Annotated in this window: 22 protein-coding genes, 1 tRNA gene and 4 pseudogenes; 10 read left to right on the top strand and 17 right to left on the bottom strand. The window is 65.6% G+C overall.

Annotation, left to right across the window (positions count from 1 at the left end; all coding sequences use genetic code 11):
* Positions 1-43: 43 nt before the first annotated feature.
* Positions 44-274: a hypothetical protein gene (locus M5I08_RS26330; protein ID WP_304502935.1), complete on the bottom strand. Its 231-nt coding sequence runs from the start codon at positions 272-274 to the stop codon at positions 44-46.
* Between the two features lie 137 nt (positions 275-411).
* On the opposite strand from M5I08_RS26330, the gene M5I08_RS11830 reads away from it, so the two are divergent.
* Positions 412-2,280, top strand: coding sequence for an ATP-binding cassette domain-containing protein (locus M5I08_RS11830; RefSeq protein ID WP_249763350.1), 1,869 nt, complete (start codon positions 412-414; stop codon positions 2,278-2,280).
* Here M5I08_RS11830 and M5I08_RS11825 read toward each other — a convergent pair.
* Positions 2,277-3,026, bottom strand: a complete 750-nt coding sequence (locus tag M5I08_RS11825; protein ID WP_219065824.1) for a ParA family protein — start codon at positions 3,024-3,026, stop codon at positions 2,277-2,279. The two genes, M5I08_RS11830 and M5I08_RS11825, sit on opposite strands and share 4 nt — an antisense overlap.
* On the bottom strand, positions 3,026-4,549 hold the full coding sequence (locus M5I08_RS11820; RefSeq protein ID WP_249763267.1) for a CHAD domain-containing protein: 1,524 nt from the start codon (positions 4,547-4,549) through the stop codon (positions 3,026-3,028). Before M5I08_RS11820 ends, M5I08_RS11825 begins: the two co-directional genes overlap by 1 nt.
* Before the next feature lie 111 nt (positions 4,550-4,660).
* Here M5I08_RS11820 and M5I08_RS11815 point away from each other — a divergent pair.
* From M5I08_RS11815 to M5I08_RS11800, 4 genes and pseudogenes are all read left to right on the top strand, one after another.
* Positions 4,661-6,142 (top strand): annotated as a pseudogene (locus tag M5I08_RS11815) (acyl-CoA dehydrogenase family protein); the annotation flags it as partial.
* A gap of 577 nt (positions 6,143-6,719) precedes the next feature.
* Positions 6,720-7,652 carry a cysteine synthase A gene (cysK, locus tag M5I08_RS11810; RefSeq protein ID WP_219065822.1) on the top strand — a complete coding sequence of 311 codons (933 nt, stop codon included), beginning with the start codon at positions 6,720-6,722 and terminating at the stop codon, positions 7,650-7,652.
* A gap of 2 nt (positions 7,653-7,654) precedes the next feature.
* A complete protein-coding gene (gene cysE / locus M5I08_RS11805) occupies positions 7,655-8,341 on the top strand; it encodes a serine O-acetyltransferase (RefSeq protein WP_219065821.1) in 687 nt (228 codons plus the stop codon).
* A 77-nt stretch (positions 8,342-8,418) separates the two neighbouring features.
* Entirely contained in the window at positions 8,419-8,805 is a 387-nt protein-coding gene (locus M5I08_RS11800) for a DUF732 domain-containing protein (protein WP_219065820.1), read from the top strand.
* A 19-nt stretch (positions 8,806-8,824) separates the two neighbouring features.
* On the opposite strand, the gene M5I08_RS11795 is transcribed toward M5I08_RS11800, so the two are convergent.
* Positions 8,825-8,897 (bottom strand) — tRNA-Asn (locus M5I08_RS11795).
* A 157-nt stretch (positions 8,898-9,054) separates the two neighbouring features.
* Between M5I08_RS11795 and M5I08_RS11790 the strand changes: the two genes are divergently transcribed.
* A complete protein-coding gene (locus tag M5I08_RS11790) occupies positions 9,055-9,294 on the top strand; it encodes a hypothetical protein (protein WP_219065819.1) in 240 nt (79 codons plus the stop codon).
* Here M5I08_RS11790 and dnaG read toward each other — a convergent pair.
* The 3 genes from dnaG to M5I08_RS11775 are packed head-to-tail and all read right to left on the bottom strand — an operon-like array spanning position 9,284 to position 13,064.
* Complete coding sequence (gene dnaG, locus M5I08_RS11785) at positions 9,284-11,197, bottom strand: DNA primase (protein ID WP_219065818.1); 1,914 nt, start codon at positions 11,195-11,197, stop codon at positions 9,284-9,286. The genes M5I08_RS11790 and dnaG overlap by 11 nt on opposite strands.
* Before the next feature lie 24 nt (positions 11,198-11,221).
* Entirely contained in the window at positions 11,222-11,791 is a 570-nt protein-coding gene (locus M5I08_RS11780) for a superoxide dismutase family protein (RefSeq protein ID WP_219065817.1), read from the bottom strand.
* A gap of 19 nt (positions 11,792-11,810) precedes the next feature.
* Positions 11,811-13,064 (bottom strand): deoxyguanosinetriphosphate triphosphohydrolase, encoded by a 1,254-nt coding sequence (locus M5I08_RS11775; RefSeq protein WP_219065816.1) that lies wholly within the window; start codon positions 13,062-13,064, stop codon positions 11,811-11,813.
* 59 nt (positions 13,065-13,123) lie between these two features.
* On the opposite strand from M5I08_RS11775, the gene M5I08_RS11770 reads away from it, so the two are divergent.
* A complete protein-coding gene (locus tag M5I08_RS11770; RefSeq protein WP_219065814.1) occupies positions 13,124-15,097 on the top strand; it encodes a TPM domain-containing protein in 1,974 nt (657 codons plus the stop codon).
* Positions 15,098-15,243: 146 nt separating this feature from the next.
* Here the strand turns inward: M5I08_RS11770 and M5I08_RS11765 are convergent, their stop codons facing one another.
* Positions 15,244-16,686, bottom strand: coding sequence for a glycine--tRNA ligase (locus M5I08_RS11765; protein ID WP_219065812.1), 1,443 nt, complete (start codon positions 16,684-16,686; stop codon positions 15,244-15,246).
* 29 nt (positions 16,687-16,715) lie between these two features.
* Here M5I08_RS11765 and M5I08_RS11760 point away from each other — a divergent pair, with 29 nt between their 5' ends.
* On the top strand, positions 16,716-17,126 hold the full coding sequence (locus tag M5I08_RS11760; RefSeq protein WP_219065811.1) for an ArsR/SmtB family transcription factor: 411 nt from the start codon (positions 16,716-16,718) through the stop codon (positions 17,124-17,126).
* 51 nt (positions 17,127-17,177) lie between these two features.
* A complete protein-coding gene (locus tag M5I08_RS11755) occupies positions 17,178-17,567 on the top strand; it encodes a Fur family transcriptional regulator (RefSeq protein ID WP_219065810.1) in 390 nt (129 codons plus the stop codon).
* Position 17,568: 1 nt separating this feature from the next.
* Here M5I08_RS11755 and M5I08_RS11750 read toward each other — a convergent pair whose 3' ends face one another.
* The 3 genes from M5I08_RS11750 to recO form a co-directional block, all read right to left on the bottom strand.
* The gene (locus M5I08_RS11750; RefSeq protein WP_219065809.1) at positions 17,569-17,985 is read right to left on the bottom strand and encodes a hypothetical protein; all 417 of its coding nucleotides are present in this window, start codon (positions 17,983-17,985) and stop codon (positions 17,569-17,571) included.
* Between the two features lie 345 nt (positions 17,986-18,330).
* Complete coding sequence (locus tag M5I08_RS11745) at positions 18,331-19,212, bottom strand: decaprenyl diphosphate synthase (protein WP_370328610.1); 882 nt, start codon at positions 19,210-19,212, stop codon at positions 18,331-18,333.
* Positions 19,187-20,002 (bottom strand): DNA repair protein RecO, encoded by an 816-nt coding sequence (recO, locus tag M5I08_RS11740; RefSeq protein WP_219065807.1) that lies wholly within the window; start codon positions 20,000-20,002, stop codon positions 19,187-19,189. The genes M5I08_RS11745 and recO overlap by 26 nt, the downstream gene beginning before the upstream one ends.
* Positions 20,003-20,067: 65 nt before the next feature.
* Here recO and M5I08_RS11735 point away from each other — a divergent pair, with 65 nt between their 5' ends.
* Entirely contained in the window at positions 20,068-21,522 is a 1,455-nt protein-coding gene (locus M5I08_RS11735; protein ID WP_219065806.1) for an amidase, read from the top strand.
* A 13-nt stretch (positions 21,523-21,535) separates the two neighbouring features.
* Here the strand turns inward: M5I08_RS11735 and era are convergent, their stop codons facing one another.
* The 6 genes and pseudogenes from era to M5I08_RS11705 form a co-directional block, all read right to left on the bottom strand.
* Positions 21,536-22,447: a GTPase Era gene (gene era / locus M5I08_RS11730; RefSeq protein WP_219065805.1), complete on the bottom strand. Its 912-nt coding sequence runs from the start codon at positions 22,445-22,447 to the stop codon at positions 21,536-21,538.
* A 124-nt stretch (positions 22,448-22,571) separates the two neighbouring features.
* Positions 22,572-22,670: pseudogene (locus tag M5I08_RS11725) on the bottom strand (cytidine deaminase-like protein); the annotation flags it as partial.
* Between the two features lie 33 nt (positions 22,671-22,703).
* Positions 22,704-24,044: a hemolysin family protein gene (locus tag M5I08_RS11720; RefSeq protein ID WP_219065804.1), complete on the bottom strand. Its 1,341-nt coding sequence runs from the start codon at positions 24,042-24,044 to the stop codon at positions 22,704-22,706.
* A complete protein-coding gene (ybeY, locus tag M5I08_RS11715; protein WP_219065803.1) occupies positions 24,041-24,574 on the bottom strand; it encodes an rRNA maturation RNase YbeY in 534 nt (177 codons plus the stop codon). Before ybeY ends, M5I08_RS11720 begins: the two co-directional genes overlap by 4 nt.
* 7 nt (positions 24,575-24,581) lie before the next feature.
* Positions 24,582-24,920, bottom strand: a pseudogene (locus M5I08_RS11710) (PhoH family protein); the annotation flags it as partial.
* A 318-nt stretch (positions 24,921-25,238) separates the two neighbouring features.
* A pseudogene (locus M5I08_RS11705) lies at positions 25,239-25,427 on the bottom strand (hypothetical protein); the annotation flags it as partial.
* Positions 25,428-25,558: the final 131 nt, after the last annotated feature.

Raw genomic sequence — 25,558 nt, 5'->3', positions numbered from 1 at the left:
GGCGTGCGAATGTCCACGGTCTTCGTCCATGACGGCAAGACGGTCACGCTCGGCGACCCACAGCACGGACCCCGACTGATGTTTCAGCTCGGCCCTCCGCCTCCGCCACCTCCCCCGCCCACACGTGCGCCGCGCCCGGACACGCGGCCGCTGCCCACCGCAGCAGAGCACCGGCCTGCAAGACCAGGATGGCAGCCCCCGGCGCCACCCCGACCGAGGCCGGATCAGCCGATCCGCCCGCCGGTTCCACCGCCGCCCGCGAGGCCAACGCCACCGGTGCCTCATCGCGTAGACCCGCCGGCCCGGTGGGAGCAACCGGCCGCGCCTACGGCGCAGATTCACCGGCCGGCGCCCTGGTCCGCCCAACCGCCGCCGCCTGCCCCCCGCAAGCGAACCGCTTTCGTCGAGGCGATGACCCGTACGATGCAAAAACTGCGGCCGCAGCGCCCCGAACCACTGCCCCAAGAAGATGCGCCCACCACAGCGTTGCGCCGGGCGGATGAACCGCAGACAAAGGCACCCGAGCCAAAAGCACCGGAGCCAACGACAGCAGAAGCCCCGGCCCCGCGACCGGCGGCGAAGACTGCGCTAGAGGTGCGCCAGCTGCGGCTCGGCGTCGATGGCGAGCAGGTGCTGGCGGACCTGTCGTTCACCGCTGAGCCGGGAACGCTTACCACGGTCATCGGACCTTCGGAGGCCAGCACAGCTGGTTTGGTCGATGTACTGGGCGCAGCGGTGCAACCGAGTGTCGGCACAGTCCATTTCGACGGCCACGACATCACAGATGATCACCTGCGGTCGCATATCGGCGTCGTGCCGCGCTACGACCTGCTGCACCCTGCGCTGACCGTTGAACAAGCGTTGGGCTATGCCGCTGAATTGCGTTTGGCGCCCAAGACTTCCGCTGATCACCGCCGCCAGAAGGTGCATCGGGCACTCACCGCGATGAAGCTGGACCTGCTGCGCACCGTCCAGGTCGGCAATCTCACCGCCGAACAGCGCAAGCGCGCATCGATGGCCATGGAACTGCTGACCGAACCGTCAGCGCTTGTCCTCGACGAACCGACCGCCGGACTCGAAGTCGCGGCGCACGGCGAAATGAGGACGACGCTGAGGCGATTCGCCGACGAAGGACGTGTCGTTGTGGTGGCCACCACGTCGCCGACCGACATCGACATCTGCGATCAGGTGGTGCTCCTCACCGGAATAGGCACTCCGGCATTCGCCGGACCGCCCGCGCAAATCGGCGCCGAGCTGGGCACCACCGACTGGGCGGAAATCATCGCACGGGTCACCACCGATCCGTATGGGGCACACGGCGCGTATCTGGCCCGCCATCCGCAGGCCCCACCGGTGGCCGAACCGACTCCGGTCGAACCGTCTGCCCGGCCGGCACGCCCGTCACTGTGGCGTCAAATCCGCATCGCTGTGCGCCGACAGGCCTGGCTGCTGGTCGGTGATCAGCGGTATTTCACCTTCCTGGCCATCCTGCCGGTGCTGTTCGGCGCGCTCTCGTTGGTGGTGCCCGGGAATTCCGGCCTAGGCCCTGCCGACCCCTATGGCAGCAGTCCTGACGAAGCCGTTGAGATTCTTGCCGTGCTCACCGCGGGCGCCGTCGCGATGGGCACCGCGCTGAGCATCCGCGACCTCTTCGGCGAACGGCGCATCTTCCGCCGCGAACAAGCCAACGGTTTATCGGCGTCGGCGTTCTTGGCTGGCAAGCTCATCGTCGACAGCTTGGTTGGCATCGTCGCGGCCGCCATCATGGCCACCGCCGCCGTCGTCGGCAAGGGCACGCCCACCCAAGGCGGCCTGCTGCTCGGCGATGGCGCGTTCGGGGCCGCGGTCGAGCTGTTCGTCGTACTGGCCATCGCCACCATCGTCTCGGCGATGGTCGCGCTGGCGCTCTCATCGCTTTCGGGCTACCTCGAGCAGATCCTCTTGACGGCCGTGCTGATCGTCCTGATCTCTACGGTGTTCAGCGGGGCGATGTTCCCGATCGCCGGCCGGTTCGGCTTGGAGCAGGTCTCTTGGTTGGTGCCGTCCCGCTGGGCTCTCGCGGCCGCCGCATCCACCGTTGACGTGCCCGCAGTCAATCCGCTTGCCGCCTCCGATGATTCGTGGACCCACTCGACTGGTCGGTGGCTGTTCGACATGGCAATGCTGGTCGGCTTAGGCGTGGTGGCCACCGGGTGGTTACGCTGGCGGCTGAGGCGGCCGGCACGGCGGAGCGGTGATGACTCCAAAGTTGCTGCTGCACGACCAGAGTCGCAAAGCTAGCGGTCTCCGATCGCTCCGTTCACCTCATGCCACAGCGCTTCATAACACTTGGCTGCGACGCTGTATGGGGCGAATGCCGTCACCGGCGACCGTTGTTCGGCCATCTGCTCGATGATCGACAGCGCCGGGATCGCCGTTCTCAAGATTCCCAGCCGTTCGGCCGACAACTGTTCCATGAGGTCGCGGTGCAGCCGCTTGCGCCCGTCCACCATCGAGAAGAACGCACGCACCTGTGGCTGGCGGCCATCGAAATCATTGACGAAGCCGGACAATTGGTCGAAGGTGCGCACCGATAGCGTGGCCGGAATCATGGGCACCAGTAGCGTGTCGACCGCATGTAACACATTCTCTGACAACAGCGAGATGCTCGGCGGACAGTCGAGGAACACCACATCGTATTCGCCGTCGAGCGGTCGCAGCAGCTGGTGAATCCGGCGGGTCGGCCGGTGCGTCTCGTCAAGCTGTAAATCCATATTGCGGTAGCGGAAATCGGCCGGCAGCAAGTCAAGTCGGTCGAAATCGGTGGCCTTGATCGCGTCGCCGAGTGATCGCGTGCCGTCCACCAGCGCGCGGCTGCCCCCCTTGACTTTGGGCCGCACTCGGAAAAGATAAGTGGCCGCACCCTGCGGGTCGAGATCCCACAACAGCACGTTGTATCCGCCGCGGGCGGCCAGATGAGCAAGGTTGGCCGCGGCCGATGTCTTGCCGACACCGCCCTTGATGTTGTAGGTCGCGTAGATCTTCATCAGCGCACCAGCGCCTTCACTCTGGCACGATTCTCGTTGGCCAGGAAAGGTTTCAGCCGACCCACCAGCGCCCCTCGCGCGTTCAGCTGATGCGCGTCGAGCTGTGCAGCCAACTCCCCCATCGCGAGCACGGTTGCCGGCGGCGCAGCGCCCTGTTCCATCATCGCCGCGGCAAAGTCTCGGACGGCTTCGCGCTGGACTTCGCCGTCCTGGAAGTCGCCGAGCGTGTCCTGCAGCGCCTTGAGCTCTTTGATCAGCGGGCGATACGGCGTATCGGCGCATAACGGCCGGAACACCTCGAGCAGATAGCGCAATTCCTTACAGCGCTTCCGCAGTTCATGCACCTGCTCACTCGGCGAGTCGGCCGTGATCCGTGTACCGCGCCGTACCACGATCCGGAAAGCCCGGTCGATGCGCTGGCGGGCCAACGCCCCGACGGCCGGCCCGCCGTTGGCCTGAGTGGTCACCTGCGTCAGCGCGACGGGCCAGTCGCTCATCAGCTGCTGGAAGCGCTGCGACCGCAGCCCGCGCACCAGCCGGCGGCGTTCGTTAGCGCGATGCCGAACCAAAAATGACCGGAACGGGTCGAGGTCGCGTGGATCGGCCGACGCCAGTCCGGCGGCCATACCATCGAGCTCGAGCAGGTAGACGTCCAGGTCGCGCACCGGCGTGGTCAGATCACCGAGCCACCTGAACTCGGGCTGGAACCGCTCGGCCATGTTCGCGGGCAACACATCGCCGGCGAGCTTGAGAATCGAACGGGTGCGCCGCACCGCCACCCGCAGCTCGTGCAGGAATTCGGTGTCAATCGCCGCAATCGTGCCCGCCACGTTGTCATCGATGACCGCCGCGAACTGCCCGAGCATGTCCGCAATAGCCACCCGTGCAGGCGTTTCCGGACGCAGCGACGTCGCCCGGTTTTGCGCACGGTCGCCGGGGCTGCGACTGGCAAGCGCCAATGCGTCGCCGTAGGGCGTCGTCGCCGCCGCGGTGATCCCGTCGACGCCGCTCATCAGGCGGGCGATGCGATCACCGTCCACGTCGTAGCCGCGCAATGGCTGGACCTGTAGGTGGCTGACGCCGTCGTCAGCGCTTTCGGTCAGTATCCGGGCAACAGTTTTTCCGTCGGCGTTGAGTACCCGGCTTTCCTGCGCGGCACGGCGTACGGTGACCACCGGCAGCAAGGCCCGCACAGAAATAATCGGGGCCAGTGCGTCGCGCAGCCGCCCGGCAGGCAGATCGGGTAGCAGCGCCGGCCACTTTCTGGGCCGTGGTCCCTGCAACCGGCTGCCGTCCGGGAACTGCAGGATTAGCGGACCGTCGTCGACATGCTCAAGCGATAGCCCCGCCGAGTGCAGCCGCCAATCGAAGGTGTCCAGCCAGGTGCGCGAGACAGATCGCTGCGATCCTGGGGCCAACGCGAACTTCGGCCGCAGCGCAGCCTGGAGGGCCTCGACATCAACCGCGCCCCTCTTGCTGAAGGCGCGGGAAACCTTGCCCAATGGAGTCCCTTCCCTCGGCAACCGTCAGATGATAGCTATTTTGAGTAAATGCCCGGCGCGTTTGAACGGGTCGTCGTCGACTGACCTCGCGGAGCCTGCCCTCGCGATCCGAGCGTCGGGTTACCGTCGGGTATGACCACCACTGCCGAACACCTGCGCAACACGTTGGACGGACGTTGGCGCGACGTGAAGAACCAGATGCGGGAACGGTTGACCGACGACATCTTCCGTCCGCACTACACACCGAACACGGTGATCGCCCCGCATCAAGGTGGCGGAACAAATGAAGATCATGGCCGCCGCCGGCGCAGCCGACGACGGCTTCCGCAAAGAGCACGGCGGAACCGGCAACGTCGGAGCGGCGGTCACGATGATCGAGATGCTCGCGATGTCGGACCTGTCCTTGATGGTCAAGGCGGGTGTGCAGTGGGGACTGTTCGGCGGTGCCGCCCAAACCGCCACCATCGCAGCGGTATTCGCCCAACTCATCACCACCCGGGACGGCGAGCAGGTCAACCATGGTGTGCATTGCTTTTTGGTGCCGATCCGCGACGCCGAAGGCAACGACCTGCCGGGGGCGACCACGTCGGACTGCCAGTACAAGGGCGGGTTGCCGGGGGTCGACAACGGCCGCATCGTCTTCGACCACGTCCGGGTGCCACGGGTGAACCTGCTGAACAAGTACGGCGACGTGGCGGCCGACGGCAGCTACAGCTCACCGATCGAAAACCCCAACCGCCGATCCTTCACCATGATCGGCACCCTGATCCGCGGGCGGATCTGCGTCGGCGGCGGCGCCGGCAACGCAGCACGGGTGGCGTTGGACATCGCTACCCGGTATGCGTTGCAGCGCAAGCAATTCAGCGCCCCCGATGAACACTCAGCCAACGGTGAAGTGCTGATCATGGACTACCTGGTGCACCAGCGCCGGCTTTTCCCGTTGATCGCGCGATCGTATGCCCTGCAGTTCGCCCAAAACGAGTTGGTCGCCAGGTGCCACGACCTGCAGACAGCGGATGTCCCCGACGCCGAGGGGCAACGGGAACTGGAATCGCGGGCCGCCGGGCTGAAGGCTGCCAATACCTGGCACGCCACCCGCGCCATCCAAGAGGCCCGGGAAGCGTGCGGCGGGGCCGGCTACATGGCCGACAACCGGTTGATCGCATTGCGCGCCGACATCGATGTGTTCACCACCTTCGAAGGCGACAACCATGTGCTGACCCAGCTGGTTGCCAAGGAGTTGCTGACCGCCTACGCCGACGACGTCAAGAGCATGAGCCCGGTGGAATGGGTACGATTTGCGGCCAACTTCGCTGGGGAACGGGTGCTGAAACGAGACAATAGTCGACGCCAGACAGGACAACGAAGAAGAAGGCAGCCTGTTCAACCGCGGCACCCAAGTCACGATGTTCGAGGACCGAGAGGAATACCTGATCGCCTCGGTGGCGCGCCGGTTACAGAGCAAATCGAAAGAGATGTCGTCATTCGATGCGTTCAACGCCGCACAGGATCATGTGCTTCATGCCGCGCGCCCACATCGATCGGGTGGTGCTGGAAGCGTTCGTCGCCGGGATCGAGTCGTGTGAGGACGACGCCGCCCGCGAGGTGCTCGGGCATCTGCCGGGCTGATCTACTAATTCGAGATCGGGCCGCGTGCTACCAGTTTGCCTCGGTTCCGATCGGGTACCGCGCCATGCCGATTCCGGTCAGACAGCACGGCCAATCATAGGAATGCTTTGAGCCTGGCCGAATGATTTATAGCGGGCTGAGCTGAACGGCCGGAAAAACAGCGATGGCCTATAGTGGCACTATGCAACACACCGCACAGCTGCGTCTGGTCCCGTCGCGCTGCCTCGTCGTGCCCTGTTGTTGTTGCTGTTGTTGCTGTTGTTGATTTCCTGGCGCCCTCTGACGCTGTAGGAATCCCCGCGCCGCCCGTCAACGGGTGATGCCGCTGAATTGCCTGGCGCATTAAGTCGCGGACCGCTGACAAAGTCTTACAGGAAGATCAACCACCCATGACAGCGTTGTCTGAACCCGCCCGTGCCGTGGCACAGGCAGCGAGCCGTCCGCAGATTGTGGTCCGGCCGGCCTCCGTCGCGCTAGCCATACCGACCGCGATGGCCATAGAGTTCGAGATTAGCTGGATGGCCCCCGAGCCCTGGTCTGGCATCGTTGGAGACGGATGTAAGTGAGTATCGCCAAGGACGTCACGCAACTGATCGGGCGCACGCCCCTGGTCCGGTTGAACCGGGTCACCGACGGCGCGGGCGCCGATGTGGTCGCGAAGCTGGAATCGTTCAACCCGGCCAACAGCGTGAAGGATCGCCTCGGGGTGGCCCTGATCGATGCGGCCGAGGAAGCGGGTCTGATCAAGCCGGACACCATCATCCTGGAGCCGACCAGTGGCAACACCGGGATTGCGCTGGCGATGGTCGCCGCGGCGCGCGGGTATCGGATCACGCTGACCATGCCCGAGACGATGAGCGTCGAGCGGCGCAAGTTGCTGCATGCGCTCGGCGCCGAGCTCGTTCTCACGCCCGGTCCCGACGGCATGCCGGGCGCCATCGCCAAGGCCGAGGAACTGGCCAAAAGCGACGAACGCTATTTCGTCCCGCAGCAATTCGAGAACCCGGCCAACCCGGCGATCCACCGCAAAACGACCGCCGAGGAGGTGTGGCGCGACACCGCCGGCAAGATCGACGTTTTCGTATCCGGGGTCGGCACCGGCGGCACCCTGACCGGTGTTGCCCAGGTCATCAAGAAACGCAAACCCTCGGTGCAGTTCGTGGCCGTCGAGCCCGCCGCCTCGCCAGTGCTGTCGGGCGGACAGAAAGGACCGCACCCGATCCAGGGCATCGGCGCCGGATTCATCCCGCCGGTGCTGGACATGGATCTGGTCGACGAGGTGATCACCGTCGGCAACGCCGACTCGATCAACCTGGCCCGGCGACTGGCCCGGGAAGAGGGGCTGCTAGTCGGCGTCTCGTCGGGCGCGGCGACGGTGGCGGCGCTGCAGGTGGCTCGCCGCCCCGAGAATGCCGGCAAGCTCATCGTCGTCGTGCTACCCGACTTCGGCGAGCGATACCTGAGCACCCCGCTGTTCGCCGAGGCAACCGAGTAGCCATGCTCGCGGCGATACGGCGTGACATAGCGGCCGCCCGGCAGCGGGATCCGGCCGCTCCCACCACGCTGGAGGTGATCTTCGCCTACCCGGGCGTGCATGCGATCTGGGGTCACCGGATCAGCCACTGGCTGTGGAAGCGCGGCGCACGGGTGGCCGCGCGCACGCTCGCCGAAATCACCCGCATTCTCACCGGGGTCGACATCCACCCTGGCGCGACGCTGGGCCCCGGCCTGTTCATCGACCACGCGACCGGCGTGGTGATCGGGGAAACGGCGGAAGTGGGCGAGGACGTGATGCTCTACCACGGCGTCACGCTCGGCGGTAGCGGCAGGGACACCGGCAAACGGCATCCGACGATCGGTGACCGGGTGGTCATCGGCGCCGGCGCCAAGGTGCTCGGCGCGATCAAGATCGGCGACGACAGCCGCATCGGCGCCAACGCGGTCGTTGTCAAGGAAGTCCCGTCCAGTGCTGTGGTCATCGGGGTCCCCGGACAGATCATCAGCCGCGCCAGGCCGGGCACCGGGGACGACTCGATGATGCCCGATCTGGTGGGCGTGAGCCTGCAATCGCTGTTCACCCGGGTGGCAAAACTGGAAGCGCAGAACGACGGCGGCCCCCCGACCGGCCGCGTGATCCGGCCGCCCGAGGCCGGAGTGTGGCGCGGCGAGGACTTCTCAATCTGAGAAGTCAGGGCCTGTCAGGCGCCGTAATCGGATGCCCTCGACAGGACAATCGCCTCGCCGTGGACGATGATGGTCGGATGCGACTATCTCTTATGCTCGCCACCGTCGCCGCCACGATCGGGCTGGCCGTGCCGGCGCTGGCCGACCCGAATAACCCGCCCGGCCCCGTCCCCGACGATCCCGCCGCTGATGCAGCTTTTCTGGACTCGCTCAACAAAGCGGGCATGACTTATCGCAGCGGGTCGGACGCCGTCGCGGCCGGCAGAATGGCGTGCAACATGATGATCTCGGGGCGATCGGAAAAGGACGTCGTCGATGAGCTGTCGATGCGCAACCCCGGATTGAACAGCGGCGGCGCCATGAGGTTCGCGGCCCTTGCATCAAGCACCTATTGCCCGGACTACCTGAATAAGTCGAGCGTGAAGACCAAAACTCCGCTTATCCCCGGTCTTGGTGGCCATTAAGGCTGCCGAGAAACGCTTGCTCCCCCGCCTGGACTCGAACCAGGAACCCTTCGGTTAACAGCCGAATGCTCTGCCAATTGAGCTACGGAGGACTGCTCAGTATCCGCGTGCACGCTGGCGCGGATCGCTGGATGACTCTAGCGTACCGGCCTGCCGACGCCCAAGCGGACCGATCACCCGCCGAAGGCCCCTCGCCGGCGCGGATGCGGCAGGATGGAGCCATCGCACCAAACGTCTGGAGGGACCGCTTTGATCCGGTATGTCATCGTGCTCGGGCTGGGCTATGTGTTGGGCGCGAAGGCGGGGCGGCGTCGCTACGAGCAGATCGCCGGCACTTACCGCGCCTTGACCAGCAGCCCGGCCGCCAAATCGGTGATCGAAGGCGGACGGCGCAAGATCGCGAACCGGGTCTCGCCCGACACTCGGATGGTGACGTTGACCGAGATCGACAACGAGACAAGCGTCGTCGAACCGCAACCTAGGCGGTGAGATCGTCGCCGACGGCCTGCTCGAGCAGGCTGCGGCGATACGCCTCTAACGCGACCAGGTCGCCGAACAGGGCGTGGTATTCATCGCCCTGCTCCACCGGCGACATGCGCTGCAGTTTTGACTTGACCTCCGCAATCCGTCGGCCAACCGACACCTCCCGCAAGCGGGCCAACACCCCGGCGATGTAGCGCTGGAGTTTGTCCCCCTCGTCCACGCGGATGGTCTCGACTACCAGCTCGTTCAGCAGGGCGGCGGCTGCCGGTGAGGACGCCTTTTGGCGTACCGCATCAAGCCACTGCCTCCCGAGGCCACCAGTAGCCGCGCCTCCCGCCGCGTCAATGGCCGCGCGAACCGCCGCGTAGCCGGGATGGGTGAAGCACTCGAGCGTCAGCGAGTCGAAAACCGGCCCCGCCAACACCGGGTACTGCAGCGCCGACTTGAGCGCCTCGCGCTGCGGCCGCAGCATGGGGTCACTGGGGTCGGGCTGCAGAGCAGCGAAGTCCGGCACGCCGGCGTCGGTCTGGGCTGCCGCGGGACGACGGGGCTTGGCACGGCCCTGGGTCGTGGGGTGCTTGGCCTCTTCACGGACACGGCCGACGACCTGCGCCATATCCGACCAGCCGACCCAGCCCGCGAGTTGGCGCGCGTACTCGTCCCGCAGTGTGGGGTCCTTGATCTGGGCGACCATCGGTACGCAACGTCGTAGCGCGGCCACCCTGCCCTCAGCGCTGTCCAAGTCCACCTCGCTGAGCGCAGCGCGAATCACGAACTCGAACAATGGAATTCGCCGCGCCACCAGATCACGCAGTGCTCCATCGCCGGACGCTAGCCGCAGATCGCAGGGGTCCATGCCGTCGGCCGCGACCGCCACGAAGGACTGGCCCGCCAGATGTTGCTCGCCGCCGAACGCCTTGAGCGCGGCCGCGCGACCCGCCTCGTCGCCGTCGAACACGTAGATCAGTTCACCGCGAAAGAAGCTGTCGTCCATCATTAATCGGCGCAGCATCGCTAGATGCTCGTCGCCGAACGCGGTGCCGCAGGACGCAACCGCCGTCGTCACCCCGGCCAGGTGCATCGCCATCACGTCGGTGTAGCCCTCGACGACAACGGCCTGATGCCCCTTGGCGATATCGCGTTTGGCCAAGTCGATGCCGAACATCACCGACGACTTTTTGTACAGCTGCGTCTCGGGGGTGTTGATGTACTTGGCTTCCATCGGGTCGTCGTCGAACAACCGCCGCGCCCCGAACCCGATTACCTCGCCGGCCGACGTGCGAATCGGCCACAGCAGCCGACGATGAAATCGGTCCATGGGGCCGCGGCGACCTTCCCTTGACAACCCCGCGGCCTCGAGTTCCTTGAACTCAAAACCCTTGCGTACCAGGTGTTTTGTCAGCGAGTCCCAGCCCGAGGGGGCAAATCCACAGCCGAAGCGCCGGGCGGCGTCGGCGTCGAAGTGCCGCTCGGTCAGGTATTGGCGAGCCGGTGCCGCCTCGTCGGACTCCAGCGCCCGCGCGTAGAACGCGGCGGCTTCCGCATTGGCCGCGACCAGCCTGCTGCGGCCACCGCGGTCGCGCTGGACATTGGTGGCCGCCGCGCCGGTGTAGGTAATGGTGTGGCCGACGCGGTCGGCGAGCATCTCGACGGCCTCGACGAACCCGACGTGCTCGATCTTCTGGATAAACGCGTACACGTCGCCGCCCTCAGAGCAGCCGAAGCAGTGGAACTGGCCGTGATTGAGCCGGACATGGAACGATGCCGACTTCTCGTCGTGGAATGGGCACAGGCCCTTCAGCGAGTCCGCTCCTGCACGTTTGAGCTGAACGTAGTCACCGACGACGTCCTCGATGCGGACCTTTTCGCGGATCGCGGCGATATCGCGATCAGAGATCCGGCCAGCCATCGGCTCAGTGTAGAGCGCCGCCGGTTAACCGGTGCCGATCACGCCGCACGCGAAGCGCTTCTCGGCGTCGCGGCTGTATTGCGCGCCGTGGAGCATCAGCGCGGTCTTGCTGCCTGCCAGCAGGTCTTCTCTGGTGAACGCATCGGAGGTGGTCACCAGGTAGGCGGCGCCATCTTGACGTACTTCCAGCGACGTCAGGTCACCGCTGGCCGGCTCGCCGGTGTGGCCCGGCGCCTGATAATGCATGCCGGCGGACATGAAGTCGCCGGGCGGACCGCCCTCTGCGCCAACCGAGTTCGGCTCGCATTTGCCCACCGAGTGGATGTGCAGGCCGTGGAAACCGGGCTGCAGGACGTGGTTCTGGGTCGTCTTCACCGTCACGGTGGCATAGCCGTTGGCGAACTCGAAGGTGGCAGTGGCCACCGGCTGGTTATCAGCGGTGCGCAGTTGGGCGGTCAACGATTGAGCCCCGGGCGCAGCGCTCGACGAGCTCGGCGCGGTGTTCGCTTGCTGGTGCGAGCCGCAGCCGCTCAACGCGACGACAGCCGGCGACAACATGGCGACGATAACGGCGGTGGTGGGGGGTTTGGACATAGCCGGGAGTCTAGCCTGGTCACGGCGCGGCAACCATAATGCGCTCCAGACGCCCCTCGGTGAAGGAGGCGATCTGGTCGACGATGACCCGCAGCCGCTCACCGTCGTCGGCGGCGGTATTAAAGGCCGGCACGAACACCGGGTCCAAGGTTCTCGGCGCCCCGGCCAGCAGCCAGTGCGCCACCCGGTGGATTCGCTCGCGTTGCTTGCGCTGACGCTGCTGATGACGCGGATCGGACATGATGAATTGCAACGCCAGGGTCTTGAGCACCCCAACCTCGGCGCGCACCACTGCCGGGACCCGCAGGTCGGTTTGGTAGCGGGCAAGGTGTCCGGGACCCGCGACAGCCCGGGTTTCGGCGATCGCCGCGGACACGAACCGGCCCACCAGTTCGCTGGTGAGCTGCTTGAGCGCAACCGAGGCCGCCAGCGTGCCGTCGTACTTGCCGACCGCGGCGACCACCTGCAGCCTGGACAGCCGACGCGCGGCCGCGGCCAGGTCGCCGGCGCGCACCCGAGCGAAGTCGCGTTCCCCCAGCTTGGCCAGTGCGGTCGCTTCGTCGTCGTCGGCCAGCACCCGTAAGTCGATCCGGCCGGACACGACGCCGTCTTCCACGTCGTGCACCGAATAGGCGACATCGTCAGCCCAGTCCATCACTTGAGCTTCCAGACAGGACCGATCGGTAGGGGCGTGTTCGCGTACCCAGGCGGCGGCGTCGCGGTCCAAATCATAGAAGCCGAACTTGCGCCGATCCCGGGCCCGCGTCCAGGGATATTTGGTGACGGCATCCAGACCGGCCCTGGTCAGGTTCAGTCCAACGCTACGGCCTTGCGGGTCAAGAACTTTGGGCTCCAGGCTGGTCAGAATCCGGAAGTTTTGCGCATTACCCTCGAAGCCGCCGTATGCCGCCGCGAAGTCATCGATCGCCTGCTCGCCATTGTGGCCGTACGGCGGGTGCCCGATGTCGTGGGCCAGACCGGCCATGTCGACAAGGTCGGGATCGCAGCCCAGGCCGATCGCCATCCCCCGCCCGATCTGGGCGACCTCCAGCGAATGAGTCAGCCGCGTGCGTGGAGTGTCGCTGTCCCTCGGCCCGACGACCTGTGTTTTGTCGGCAAGGCGGCGCAGCGCAGCGCTGTGCAGCACCCTGGCGCGATCCCGCGCGAAGTCGGTGCGGTGCTGGCCCTCGGTTCCGGGCAAACCCGCGGTCTTGGGTGCTTCGGAAACTACCCGCTGGCGGTCGAAATCGTCATAGGGGTCTTGCTGACTCATTGACGCATAGTCTGCCAGCACCGTCTGGCAATGCCGCCAAGCGGATTAGATTGTCGAGCATGAGCACAGTTCGCTCGCTCGCCCTGTTCGTCACGATGCTGATCACCGCGTTGCTGCTCGCGCCGTCCGCCGCCGCGCAACCGCCGTTCCGGCTGGCCACATACCTCACCGACGACGCGGGCGTGCTGACCGGCGCGGGTCGCGCCGCGATCCAGTCGGCCACCGGCAAGCTCTACCGCGAGCGGCGCATCCAGCTGTGGGTGGTGTTCGTCGACACCTTCTCCGGGCAGCCGGCCGTCAACTGGGCGCAGAACACCCGTTCCGCCAGTGATCTGGGCGACTTCGACGCGTTGCTCGCCGTTGCCACCGTCGACCGGTCCTACGCGTTCCTGGTGCCCAACCGGGTGCGAACGATCAGCGCCGCCGGAGTCGATGATCTACGGCGAAACCAGATCGAACCGGCACTGCGCCGCGGCGACTGGAGCGGCGCCGTCGTCGCAGCGGCCAATGGGCTCGACCGGGGTCAGCCGCCGGCGAGCTCGGCGCCGCTACTGATCGGGTTGGGCGTGATCCTCGTCGCGGTGCTCGTTTTGTACGTGGCGGTGCGTTACCGGCGCCGTCGACGGCGCGCGGCCGAACTGGCCGCCGCGCGCCGCGTCGACGCGACCGATCCGGACGCGCTGGCGGCGCTGTCGTCGGGCGCGCTCGACGACTTGTCGCGGTGGAAGGTCGTCGACGTCGATAACGCGGTTCGCACCAGCGCCAACGAGCTGGCGCTGACGATCGAGGAGTTCGGCGAAGCGCGAACCGAGCCGTTCACGCGTGCCGTGAACAACGCTAAAGCCGCTCTGGCGCAAGCGTTTACCGTGCGTCAGCAACTCGACGACGCGATACCCGAGACACCCGCGCAGCGCCGCGAACTGTTGACACAGGTGATCGTCTCGGCGGCGCGCGCCGACCGTGAGCTGGAGTCGCAGCGTGAGGCCTTTGAAGAAATGCGCAACCTGGTGATCAACGCACCATCCCTGCTCGACGGCCTCACCCAGCAGATGGTCGAGCTGACCGCGCGCATCGCTCCGGCTGAACAGCGAATGACGGAGCTGCACAGCGAATTTGATCCTGCGGCGCTGACCTCGGTGGCCACCAACGTCGCGACCGCAAAGAATCGACTGGCCTTCGCCGACCAAAACCTCGGCCGCGCGCGTGATCTGGCGGACAAGCCCGTCGGCGGCGAGCAAAGCGGACTGGTCGACGCGGTGCAAGCAACTGAGGCGGCGCTGGGACAAGCACGTGCGCTGCTCGACGCAGTAGACAGCGCCGCCAACAACATTCGCCACGCGGTCGCAACGCTGCCATCGCTGATCGCCGACGTTCAGGCGAGAATCGAGCACGCCGGCACGCAGCTGCAAAGCGCGCAGCAAACCAAAGCGGCGCACGCTCGCGAATTGGCCGGCGTCCGCGATGTGGCGAAGAAAGCCCTCGAGGCTGCCCGGGCCAGCGGTTCGGCCGATCCGCTCGGTGCGTTTACTCAACTGACCAAGGCCGACGCCGACTTGAACAGGCTGCTGGCCACGGTCGTCGAAGAGCAGACAACCGCCGAGCGACTCAACCGTACTTTCGAGCAAGCCCTATTCACGGCGCAGTCGCAGATCCACGCCGTCTCCGATTACATCGACACCCGTCGCGGCAGTATCGGACCCGAGGCGCGGACCCGTCTCGCGGAGGCAAACCGCCAGCTTGAAGCCGCCCAAGATAAACGCGAGACCGACATCAGCGAAGCGATCACGCGTGCCAACTCCGCGGCGAGGTTGGCTGCGGCGGCTCAGTCACTTGCCAACGACGATGTCCAATCCGCCCAGCTCGCCTACACCGGGCGCTACGGCGGCGGCGATCACATGGGCGCGATGATGGGCGGGATCATCGTCGGCGACATGCTGGGCGGAGGTTTCGGCGGGGGCAGGGGCGGCTGGGGCCCAACATCGTTCGGTGGTTCGTCCGACGGCGGCTTCATGGGCGGCGGGGGGCGGTTCTGAGGTTGCGAGCGCGCCACACCCGACAGCGACGGGCGCGGCAGCCCACCACGCCCTAGTGCGCTGCCGCGTCGCTAGATGATATTAGTCATATGGGCAATAGATGCCGAAGTTGACGAAAATTCTTTTGCTGTTTTGCAACTGCGTGCTCAGCAGTTTTTCAGCCGCACCGCCAGATAATCCACCACTGCGTCGATGCCCACCCGCTCCTGCGTCATCGCGTCACGCTCACGGATGGTCACGGCGTGGTCTTCGAGCGAGTCGAAATCCACCGTCACGCAATATGGGGTGCCGATCTCGTCCTGACGCCGGTAACGGCGGCCGATGGCGCCGGCGTCGTCGAACTCCACGTTCCAGCATTTGCGCAATTCGGCAGCCAGATCGCGGGCCTTGGGGCTCAGATCGGCGTGCCGGGACAGCGGCAACACGGCGGCTTTGACCGGCGCAAGCCGGGCATCGAGCCGCAGGACCGTGCGCTTGTCCATCCCGCCCTTGGCGTTGGGCGCCTCGTCCTCGTGGTAGGCGTCGACCAAAAACGCCATGAACGACCGTGTCAGACCGGCCGCCGGCTCGATCACATAAGGCACGTACCGGGCGTCGGTGACCTGGTCGTAGAAAGACAAATCGACACCGGAATGCTTTGCGTGCGTGGATAAGTCGAAATCGGTTCGATTGGCGACACCCTCCAGTTCGCCCCACGGGTTGCCGGCAAAGCCGAATTTGTACTCGATGTCGACAGTGCGGTCGGAGTAGTGCGACAGCTTCTCCTTGGGATGCTCCCACAACCGCAGGTTTTCCGCGTCGATGCCCAGGTCGACGTACCAACCCAACCTGGTATCGATCCAATACTGGTGCCACTCTGTGGCGGTCGCGGGCTCGACGAAGAACTCCATTTCCATCTGCTCGAACTCACGGGTGCGGAAAATGAAGTTGCCCGGCGTGATCTCGTTGCGGAAGCTTTTGCCGATCTGGCCGATACCGAATGGCGGCTTGCGGCGTGCGGTCGTCACAACGTTGGCGAAGTTGATGAAGATCCCCTGCGCGGTTTCCGGCCGCAGGTAGTGCAAGCCCTCCTCCGTTTCGATCGGACCGAGATGGGTCTTGAGCATCATGTTGAACTCGCGCGGCTCGGTCCACTGGCCCTTGGTGCCGCAGTCGGGGCAGACGATCTCGGTCGTCGGCGCCGAATCGGGATCTGGGATTCCCTTCTTCTCCGCGTAGGCCTCCTGTAGGTGGTCTTGGCGGTGCCGGTGGTGGCAGCTCAAGCACTCCACCAACGGGTCGTGAAACACCTCGACGTGCCCGGAGGCCACCCACACCTCGCGCGGCAAGATGATCGACGAGTCCAGGCCGACAACATCGTCTCGGGCCGTCACGACCGATTTCCACCACTGCCGTTTGATGTTCTCCTTGAGTTCCACCCCCAACGGCCCGTAATCCCATGCCGACTTGGTGCCGCCGTAGATCTCGCCTGCGGGATAGACCAGGCCGCGCCGCTTGGCGAGGTTGACCACGGTGTCGATGACGGACGCCACGAGGTGATTACTCCTATCTTCGGTGCGGGGACGGTCGAGCCGGTGAGCATCCGTCATCGTAGCGATAGGACGGCAGCTTCTTTGACATGCGTGATCATGCATGTGACAGTGGAACCAGTATGTCCTCCCCCACCTCAGCGGCAGCCAACGGCGACGAGCTGGTCGGCGAGCACCAGCGCGGTGATGCCGTAGAGCTGCCGACGCCACCGCCACGGAAAATTCTGGAAGCCGCCGGTGAGCTGCTGCGCGCACTGGCTGCTCCGGTGCGGATCGCCATTGTGCTGCAGTTACGCGAATCCCAGCGCTGCGTGCACGAACTGGTCGATGCGCTCGGCGTGCCGCAGCCGCTGGTCAGCCAGCATCTCAAGATCCTCAAGGCCGCGGGCGTGGTCGCCGGGGAGCGGTCGGGCCGCGAGGTGCTCTACCGGCTGGCCGATCACCACCTGGCCCACATCGTCATCGACGCCGTCGCGCACGCTGGCGAGGAGCCGCGCTAAATGACCGCCGGCGACGATGCAGAGCGCAGCGATGCTGAAGAACGGCGCTAAATGACCGGTCCGAGCGTGCGGTCGACTCGGCAGCGGGCGGCGATCGCGGCGCTGCTGGAGACGCTCGACGAGTTCCGGTCGGCCCAAGAACTGCACGACGAGCTGCGCCAGCGCGGCGAGAACATCGGCCTGACCACCGTCTATCGGACGTTGCAGTCGATGGCGGCGGCCGGCACGCTCGACACGCTGCGCGCCGACACCGGCGAATCGGTGTACCGACGCTGCTCGGAGCACCATCACCACCACCTGGTGTGCCGCAGCTGCGGGTCGACCATCGAAGTAGGCGACCACGAGGTCGAGGCGTGGGCGGCCGAGGTGGCCACCAAACACGGCTTCTCCGATGTCCGCCATACCATCGAGATCTTCGGCACCTGCTCGGAGTGTCGCTGACCTAGCCCGTCAGCGCGTGACGGATCTCGGCGCCCTTGTCGAGCACCATCAGGATCAGGGTGCGCAGCGCGCCGTCGCTGAGGCCACCGCCCGGAAAGTTGTAGCGCAGCAGCACGTCTGCCCTTTTACTCGAATTGCGTTTGACGGCTGCTTCGCTGACCTTTTCGACCAGCGTCACCGATCCCAGCAGAGTGCTGTGCGCCTGCTCGGCTACGCTGTCGCGAACCTTCTTGGTAAGAAGCAGGTCCCACACCAAAACCTGAGTCAGTGACACCAGGTCGAGGTCGTCGGTGATGGTCACCACCCGCAGCGACGCAATGGTCCCGTCGTGACGCAGCGTCAGCGCGCCGTCGGATTCCTCATCGAGGGGTAGTACCTGTGAAAGCACCGCCAGCAACCGCCCTTGCAAGGACGGCACTAGCTTGGCCTCATCCGCATTTGAACACTTTCACATCTGCCACACGAGCCTCCACGTTGGCGGACCGGACGTTGTCCCCGGTCGGCGCCTGCGCCCGACAGAGCTGCTCATCAGAGCTGCTCATCCAGTGTGCGATTATGCACGCCGCTTGCGGCGCACACAATCGCACACTCGCCGCATTTCCTTCTCCCCACATCGGGGCTCAGGCCCCATAAACGCTCTGAGCGACAACACCTTCGACTAGACGGTGCGCAAGCCATTCGAGGGCCGATAGTCGCTCAGATAAGGCGGGCACAACGTACATCTCCTCGCCGTGGTGACTTGTGTGATTGAAGCGACGGGCCATCACGCCGTCCCGAATCGTCGGTGCCGCGATGCGTACTCTTCGCAGGCGGCCCACAGATCGCGGCGGTCGTAGTCGGGCCAAAGCTTGTCTTGAAAGATGTATTCGGCGTAGGCCGCTTGCCACAACATGAAATTGCTGGTCCGCTGCTCGCCCGAGGTGCGCAGCAACAGATCTACGTCGGGAATGTCAGGGCGGTGCAGGTGGCGGGCAACGGTCGCCTCAGTCACCCGCTCTGGATTCAACCGGCCCGCCGCGGCTTCGCGCGCGATATCCCTTGCCGCCTCGGCTATTTCGGTACGGCCACCATAGTTGACGCAGTAGTTCACTGTGATGATGTCGTTGTGCATCGTCATCTCCTCTGCGATCGCCAACTCGTTGATGACGCTTCGCCACAGGCGTGGCCGCGAGCCCACCCAGCGTATCTTGACGCCCATTTCGTTAAGGTTTATCCGCCGCCGCCGCACCACGTCGCGGTTGAACCCCATCAGGAAGCGGACTTCCTCGGCTGAGCGCTTCCAGTTCTCGGTGGAAAACGCGTAGAGGCTGAGCCATTTGATACCGATTTCAATTGCACCGCAGACGATGTCGATGACGACGGCCTCACCCATCTTGTGGCCCTCCACACGGGACAGCCCGCGCCGGGTGGCCCAGCGGCCGTTGCCGTCCATCACGATCGCAACGTGGCTGGGCAGCTGGCTGACCGGGATCCGCGGAGCGGCGGCCTTGGAAACGTGTTGCGGAGGCCGCCGGGGGCCGCCGTCGGGTGACGGCGGAAGCGCAGGGAAGACCACCGGCCAGGTGGACTTGTCGGGAAAGGTCGGACAGTCGTCGGGGGCGGGCGGCAGCTGTGGGAAGTCAGCCGGCTTCTGATTCCGCACCATGGGGCACATCCTGCCCGACCAGCGAGATCCGGCGGTCGGTGACCGTTCGATCGACCCGGCCTGTCCGCTCGACCAGCGGCAACGTTCGCAGCTGCCGCTCCAGATGCCATTGCAGGTGGGCGGCCACCAATCCGCTGACGTGGTTGCGGGCCGAGTGCCCTGCAGTCTCCGCGGCCTCCCAATCCCCGTCGTGCAGCGCCGACATCAGATCCAGCACACCCAGCGGCGGTGTCGTCGCACCGGCGGGGCGGCAGAACCCGCACACGCTGCCGCCTGCGGCGATGTGAAATGCCCGATGTGGGCCCGGTGTGCCGCAGCGGGCGCATTCGGTCAGCGCCGGGGCCCACCCGGCGATGCTCATGGCCCGCAGCAGATAAGCGTCCAGCACCAGCTCACGGGGGCGGTGGCCATCGGCCACCGCCCGCAATGCTCCGACCGTGAGTCGATGCAATGCCTGCGCCGGCGCCCGTTCCTCACCGGCCAGGCGCTCGGCGGTTTCCAGCATCGCGCATGCGCAGGTGTATCGGCCGTAGTCGCTGACGATGTCGGTGGCGAACGCGTCAAGCGAGACGACCTGCGTGACGATGTCCAGGTTGCGGCCCGGATGCAATTGCACGTCGATATGCGCGAACGGCTCCAGTCGCGCGCCGAACTTGCTCCGGGTACGGCGCACACCCTTGGCCACCGCGCGGACCAGTCCATGGTCGCGGGTGAGCATGGTGACAATCCGGTCGGCTTCGCCGAGCTTGTGCTGGCGCAGCACCACCGCATGGTCTCGGTACAGCCGCATGGATACCAGTTTGTCACCGCACTGCGACGAAAGCCTCGCACCAGCGCCGATAATGTCTGTAGGTGATGATGGACGCCGCTAATTCCCGTTTTCCGACTCTGACCGACCAGCTGTACCAGTTGGCCAGCGGTGAGGTGACGTCCGGCGAGTTGGTTCGCCGCTCGCTGCACGCAATCGACGTGAGCCAGTCGACGCTGAACGCCTTCCGCGTGGTGCTCACAAAGACGGCGCTGGCCGACGCTGCTGCGGCCGACCGGCGGCGCGCTGCCGGCGACCAGGCGCCGCTGCTCGGTGTCCCGATTGCGGTCGAAGACGACACTGACATAGCGGGCGTCGCCACCTTTTTTGGTACCTCAGGACACGTTCGGCCCGCCGCTCAGGACGCCGAGGTGGTGCGCCGGCTCAAGGCGGCCGGCGCGGTGATCGTCGGCAAGACCAACACCTGTGAGCTGGGCCAGTGGCCGTTCACCAGCGGACCCGGATTTGGCCACACCCGTAATCCGTGGTCGCGCAAACACACCCCGGGAGGGTCGTCGGGCGGCAGCGCGGCCGCGGTGGCCGCCGGCCTGGTTACCGCCGCTATCGGCTCCGACGGCGCGGGCAGTGTCCGCATCCCCGCGGCCTGGACCCACCTGGTGGGCATCAAACCGCAACGCGGGCGCATCTCGACGTGGCCATTGCCGGAGGCGTTCAACGGCATCGCGGTCAACGGCGTGCTGGCCCGTACCGTCGCCGATGCGGCGCTCGTCCTCGACGCGGCATCCGGCAACGCCGAGGGCGATCTGCACAAGCCGCGTCCGGTGACGGTGTCCGAACATGTGGGTATCGCTCCCGGGCCGTTGCGCATCGCGCTGTCCACCGAATTCCCGTTCACCGGGTTTCCCGCCCGCTTGCATCCGGAAATCAGGTCGGCGCTGGAATCGACAGGTGAACGACTTCGGCTGCTCGGCCACAGCGTGGTTGCCGGCAATCCCGATTACGGGATGCGGCTGTCCTGGAACTTTTTGTCGCGCTCCACTTCTGGGCTACTCGAGTGGGCCGAGCGATTGGGTGACGGTGTCGAGCTGGACCGACGCACGCTGTCGAATATGCGGATAGGGCGGGTGCTCTCGCAGTCGATACTGCTTGCCGCCCGGGCCCATGAAGCCGCCGATCAGCGCCGGGTGGGCTCGATTTTCCGCATCGTGGACGTCGTGGTGGCGCCCACAACTGCGCAGCCGCCACCTCTGGTGCATAGGTTCGACACGTTGGGCGGATTGGGCACCGACCGCGTGATGATCGCCGCCTGCCCGGTGACCTGGCCGTGGAATCTGTTGGGGTGGCCGTCGATCAACGTCCCGGCCGGCTTCACCTCCGAGGGCTTGCCGATCGGTGTGCAGCTGATGGGGCCGGCCAACAGCGAGCCACTGCTGATCTCGCTGGCCGCCGAGTTGGAGGCACTCGGCGGCTGGGCGGCTAAGCAGCCGCAAGCGTGGTGGAACACCGGCACAGACACACCGCCCGTCGCAGCGACACACTAACGGACATCCTAGCTCAAAAGCCGAGCCGGCCAAGCTGTTTGGAGTCACGCTGCCAATTCTTGGCGACCTTGACGCGCAGCTCGAGGTAGACCTTGGCGCCCAGCAGCTTCTCGATCTGACCGCGCGCCGCGGTGCCCACTTCACGCAGTCGGGCGCCGCCTTTACCGATCACGATGCCCTTCTGGCTGTCACGCTCGACGTAAAGAATGGCGCGCACGTCAATCAGATCGTCACGCCCCTCGCGCGGATTGACCTCGTCGATAGCCACTGCCAGCGAATGCGGTAGCTCGTCGTGCACGCCCTCCAGCGCGGCTTCGCGGATGAACTCGGCCATCAGAACCTCCTCGGGTTCATCGGTCAGCTCACCGTCGGGGTAATACGCCGGCCCGGGCGGCAGCGCAGCGGCCAGCACGTCAATCACCACGTCGATCTGCTCACCGGTGACCGCCGAGACAGGGACGATCTCGGCCTGGTGGCCGTCGGTGAGGCCGAGCAGTTCGCCGACCGCAGCCAGCTGCGCCGCCAACTTGTCCTTGGCCACCTTGTCGATTTTGGTGACGACGCCGACCAAGGTCGTTGTGGGCGCGATCGAACGGATCTGCTCGACGATCCACCGGTCGCCGGGCCCGATCGCCTCGTCGGCGGGTATGCACAGACCGATGGCATCGACTCCTGCGTAGGTGTTGCGGACCAAGTCGTTGAGCCGCTTACCCAGCAGGGTCCGCGGCCGGTGCAGTCCGGGCGTATCGACCAGGATGAGCTGGAAGTCGTCGCGGTGCACGATGCCGCGAATCGTGTGCCGGGTGGTCTGCGGGCGACTCGATGTGATCGCCACTTTCGAGCCGACCAGCGCATTGGTCAGTGTTGACTTGCCGGTGTTGGGCCGGCCGACCAAACACACGAAGCCGGAACGAAATTCGGTCACTGCAGAACTCGCGCCGAGTGTGAGACTGTGGCGAGATTTCGCGGGATTTTTCGCAATCGGTTCACGCTCGGCGTGGTCATAGCGGCAGCCCGTCGCGGTCGGTGATGATGATCGTCGCCATGGCGCGCACCGCTGCCCCGCTACGGGCCTCGGCACGCGCCATGGCCGAGCGGGCCAGCGCCACGAGCTTCGCGTCTTCGGCATCGAGCGGCTCAGCCGTCATGGGTTAACTCCTGACCGTCGCCACCCGCGGGGCTCATGTGCGTCGCTCCTCCTCATCGCTGCGTCCCCCGCGCCGCTGCGCGGCTGGGGGTGTCCCCACTGCATCGTCGCCGGCGCGGCTCAGCAGCACCGTGCCGATCCGGACTAGCCCGCGATGGTCCGGGCCGCCCTCGGCGTGCAACCGCAACCCATGTGTTACCACCTCGGCACCGGGCAGCGGTACCCGGCCCAGCTCCAGGGCCAGTAGGCCACCGACCGTGTCGACGTCGAGTTGCTCATCAAATTCGACACCATACAGTTCGCCGACGTCTTCGATCGGTAGTCGCGCCGATACCCGAAACCGGTTGTCTCCCAGATCTTCTACCGGCGCGACCTCGGCCGCGTCGTACTCGTCCGCGATTTCACCGACGATCTCTTCCAACACATCCTCGATGGTTACCAGCCCGGCGATTGCGCCGTACTCGTCGACCAACAGCGCCATGTGGTTGCGGTCGCGCTGCATCTCGCGCAGCAAGGCGTCCAGCGGCTTGGAGTCTGGCACGAACACCGCTGGGCGCATGACCTGCGCGACGCTGGTGTCCCGGCCCCCTGTTGTCGAGTAATATCTCTGCTGGACAATGTCTTTCAAATACACCACACCGACAATGTCATCGACGTTCTCGCCGATCACCGGAATACGGGAATGTCCGCTTCGCACCGCCAGCGATATCGCGTGGTCAACAGATTCGTCGCTTTCGATCCAGATCATCTCGGTGCGCGGCACCATCACCTCGCGGGCTGGTGTATCACCGAGTTCGAATACCGACTGGATCATTCGGCGCTCTTCAGCGGCCACCACGCCGCGCTGCTGGGCAAGGTCGACAACTTCGCGCAGTTCGATCTCTGATGCGAACGGTCCATTGCGAAATCCACGACCGGGGGTCAACATGTTCCCTAATACCACCAGCACTCGGCTGATCGGTGCGAGCAGAACCGAAATCGCCTGCAGTGGTAGAGCCGCCACCAACGAGATCGTGTAGGCGTTCTGTCGGCCCAGCGTGCGGGGACCGACACCGATGACGACGAAGCTGGTCACGACCATGGTCGCGGCCGCCGCGAACAATCCCCAATCTCGGCTGAGGCTCCGGTAGAAATAGGCTGCCAGCAGGACGGTCGCACTGATCTCACAGATGATCCGCAGCAGCACCACCAAATTGATGTAGCGGGGCCGGTCGGCCATCACCTTGGCCAGTCGCGCCGCGCCCGGCCGCTGGTCACGCACTAGCTCGTGGACCCGCGCCAGCGATACCGTGCTGACCGCGGCATCTACCGCAGCAAACAAGCCGCCTAGACCGATCAGTAGGATCGCGCCGAGCAGCGGAGCGAACCCATTCAATTGTCGAAATACCTTGACTTATCCAGCAACCGCTGGTCTCTCTCGCTCTGGCGTTGGTGGTGGTAGGTCTCGACTTGTTCGGCGACCCATTCTTCGAGCAGGCGACCTTGCAGGACGAACATTTCTTTTTCTTCGCCCGGCTCGGCGTGGTCATAGCCGAGCAGGTGCAGGACACCGTGAATTGTCAACAGCGCCAACTCGTGACCGAGCGAATGACCGGCGGCCGCGGCCTGCTCTGCGGCGAATTCCGGGCACAGCACGATGTCGCCGAGCATCGCCGGTCCCGGCTCCGGAGCGTCGGGGCGACCGCCCGGTTCCAACTCGTCCATTGGGAAGCTCATCACGTCGGTGGGTCCGGGTAGATCCATCCAGCGCATGTGCAAGTCCGCCATCGCGGCGGTGTCCAACAGCACCATCGACAGCTCGGCAGCCGGGTTGACGTCCATTCGGGCGATGACGAAGCGCGCGACGCTGACCAATTCGGATTCGGAGACGTCAAACCCCGATTCGTTGGCGACTTCGATACTCACGGCGCTCTCACCGACGGCTGCGCACGCTCGACGCCCGCCGCGCTGCCCGGTTCATCGTCAGGCCCGGTTCCTCGTATCGTGCGTAGGCGTCCACGATTTCCGAAACCAGCCGGTGCCGGACCACGTCGACGCTGGTCAACTCCGCCATGTGAATGTCGTCGATGCCTTCGAGAATGTCGACCGCGGCCCGTAGTCCCGACCTGTTGTCGCCGGCCAGGTCGATCTGCGTAATATCGCCGGTAACAACAACTTTCGAACCGAAGCCCAGTCGGGTCAGGAACATCTTCATCTGCTCGGCCGTCGTGTTCTGGGCCTCGTCGAGGATGATGAACGCATCATTAAGCGTGTTGTGGGTGAGCAGGAAATCCTCAGTGACGTAGAGCGAGTCGGTAGCCGCGACCTGGATACACACGGCTTCCCCGGTGCCTGCCGGCTCGATACGGTCGATGTAACGCACGGGCTGGCCCCCACCGGTCGCGTCGAACTTCGCAGCTTTGCGGGCGAGCCGGAAGGGGACAACGCCTTCAGGCAAACGGATGTCAAGGATGTGAGCATCCGACCGGTGATGCACATCTCGACCTCGGGCCAGCCCGGACTTTCGCTCGGCCGCCCTGGTGCGCTGGTAGACGACACCACCGAGCGACTGGACCAGGAACGCCACGTCATCGCGAAGCCGATCGGATACAGTCGTGAACTGAATGCCGCACGTGCGTCCCTGCCGGGTCACCGGATCACCGTCTGAGTCGAGCAATCCCTGAAGGACGGCCAGCCGCACATCGGGCGAATTCAACAGGTAATTCTCGGGGATAAACTTTGTACTCGACCGCGCACCCGCCAATCCAAGTCGCCGCATGGCTCCGGCGACCGGGTTCTCGCCCAATAGCAGGCCGAGCGCGTACGGGTCGAGCGGCACGGCCCGTGCGACGAACCTCACCGGTGCGCTCAGCAGCGGTAACTCGTAACGATGATAATTAGCCGCGCGGA

This window comes from Candidatus Mycobacterium methanotrophicum, from assembly GCF_023515995.1.
Taxonomy (GTDB): domain Bacteria; phylum Actinomycetota; class Actinomycetes; order Mycobacteriales; family Mycobacteriaceae; genus Mycobacterium; species Mycobacterium methanotrophicum.
The sequence above is the reverse complement of the archived record's forward strand: the minus strand, read 5'-3'. Positions and strand labels throughout refer to the sequence as shown.

What these genes read in the sequence shown, in the direction of transcription:
- M5I08_RS11770 (WP_219065814.1), top strand. Translation starts at nt 13,124, where the DNA reads ATGAGCACAGTTCGCTCGCTCGCCCTGTTCGTCACGATGCTGATCACC.
- M5I08_RS11780 (WP_219065817.1), bottom strand. Translation starts at nt 11,791, where the DNA reads ATGTCCAAACCCCCCACCACCGCCGTTATCGTCGCCATGTTGTCGCCG.
- M5I08_RS11765 (WP_219065812.1), bottom strand. Translation starts at nt 16,686, where the DNA reads ATGACGGATGCTCACCGGCTCGACCGTCCCCGCACCGAAGATAGGAGT.
- M5I08_RS11745 (WP_370328610.1), bottom strand. Translation starts at nt 19,212, where the DNA reads ATGGTGCGGAATCAGAAGCCGGCTGACTTCCCACAGCTGCCGCCCGCC.
- M5I08_RS11755 (WP_219065810.1), top strand. Translation starts at nt 17,178, where the DNA reads ATGACCGGTCCGAGCGTGCGGTCGACTCGGCAGCGGGCGGCGATCGCG.
- M5I08_RS11735 (WP_219065806.1), top strand. Translation starts at nt 20,068, where the DNA reads ATGATGGACGCCGCTAATTCCCGTTTTCCGACTCTGACCGACCAGCTG.
- dnaG (WP_219065818.1), bottom strand. Translation starts at nt 11,197, where the DNA reads ATGGCTGGCCGGATCTCTGATCGCGATATCGCCGCGATCCGCGAAAAG.
- M5I08_RS11800 (WP_219065820.1), top strand. Translation starts at nt 8,419, where the DNA reads ATGCGACTATCTCTTATGCTCGCCACCGTCGCCGCCACGATCGGGCTG.
- M5I08_RS11825 (WP_219065824.1), bottom strand. Translation starts at nt 3,026, where the DNA reads ATGAAGATCTACGCGACCTACAACATCAAGGGCGGTGTCGGCAAGACA.
- M5I08_RS11775 (WP_219065816.1), bottom strand. Translation starts at nt 13,064, where the DNA reads ATGAGTCAGCAAGACCCCTATGACGATTTCGACCGCCAGCGGGTAGTT.
- recO (WP_219065807.1), bottom strand. Translation starts at nt 20,002, where the DNA reads ATGCGGCTGTACCGAGACCATGCGGTGGTGCTGCGCCAGCACAAGCTC.
- cysE (WP_219065821.1), top strand. Translation starts at nt 7,655, where the DNA reads ATGCTCGCGGCGATACGGCGTGACATAGCGGCCGCCCGGCAGCGGGAT.
- M5I08_RS11830 (WP_249763350.1), top strand. Translation starts at nt 412, where the DNA reads ATGACCCGTACGATGCAAAAACTGCGGCCGCAGCGCCCCGAACCACTG.
- M5I08_RS11760 (WP_219065811.1), top strand. Translation starts at nt 16,716, where the DNA reads ATGCGTGATCATGCATGTGACAGTGGAACCAGTATGTCCTCCCCCACC.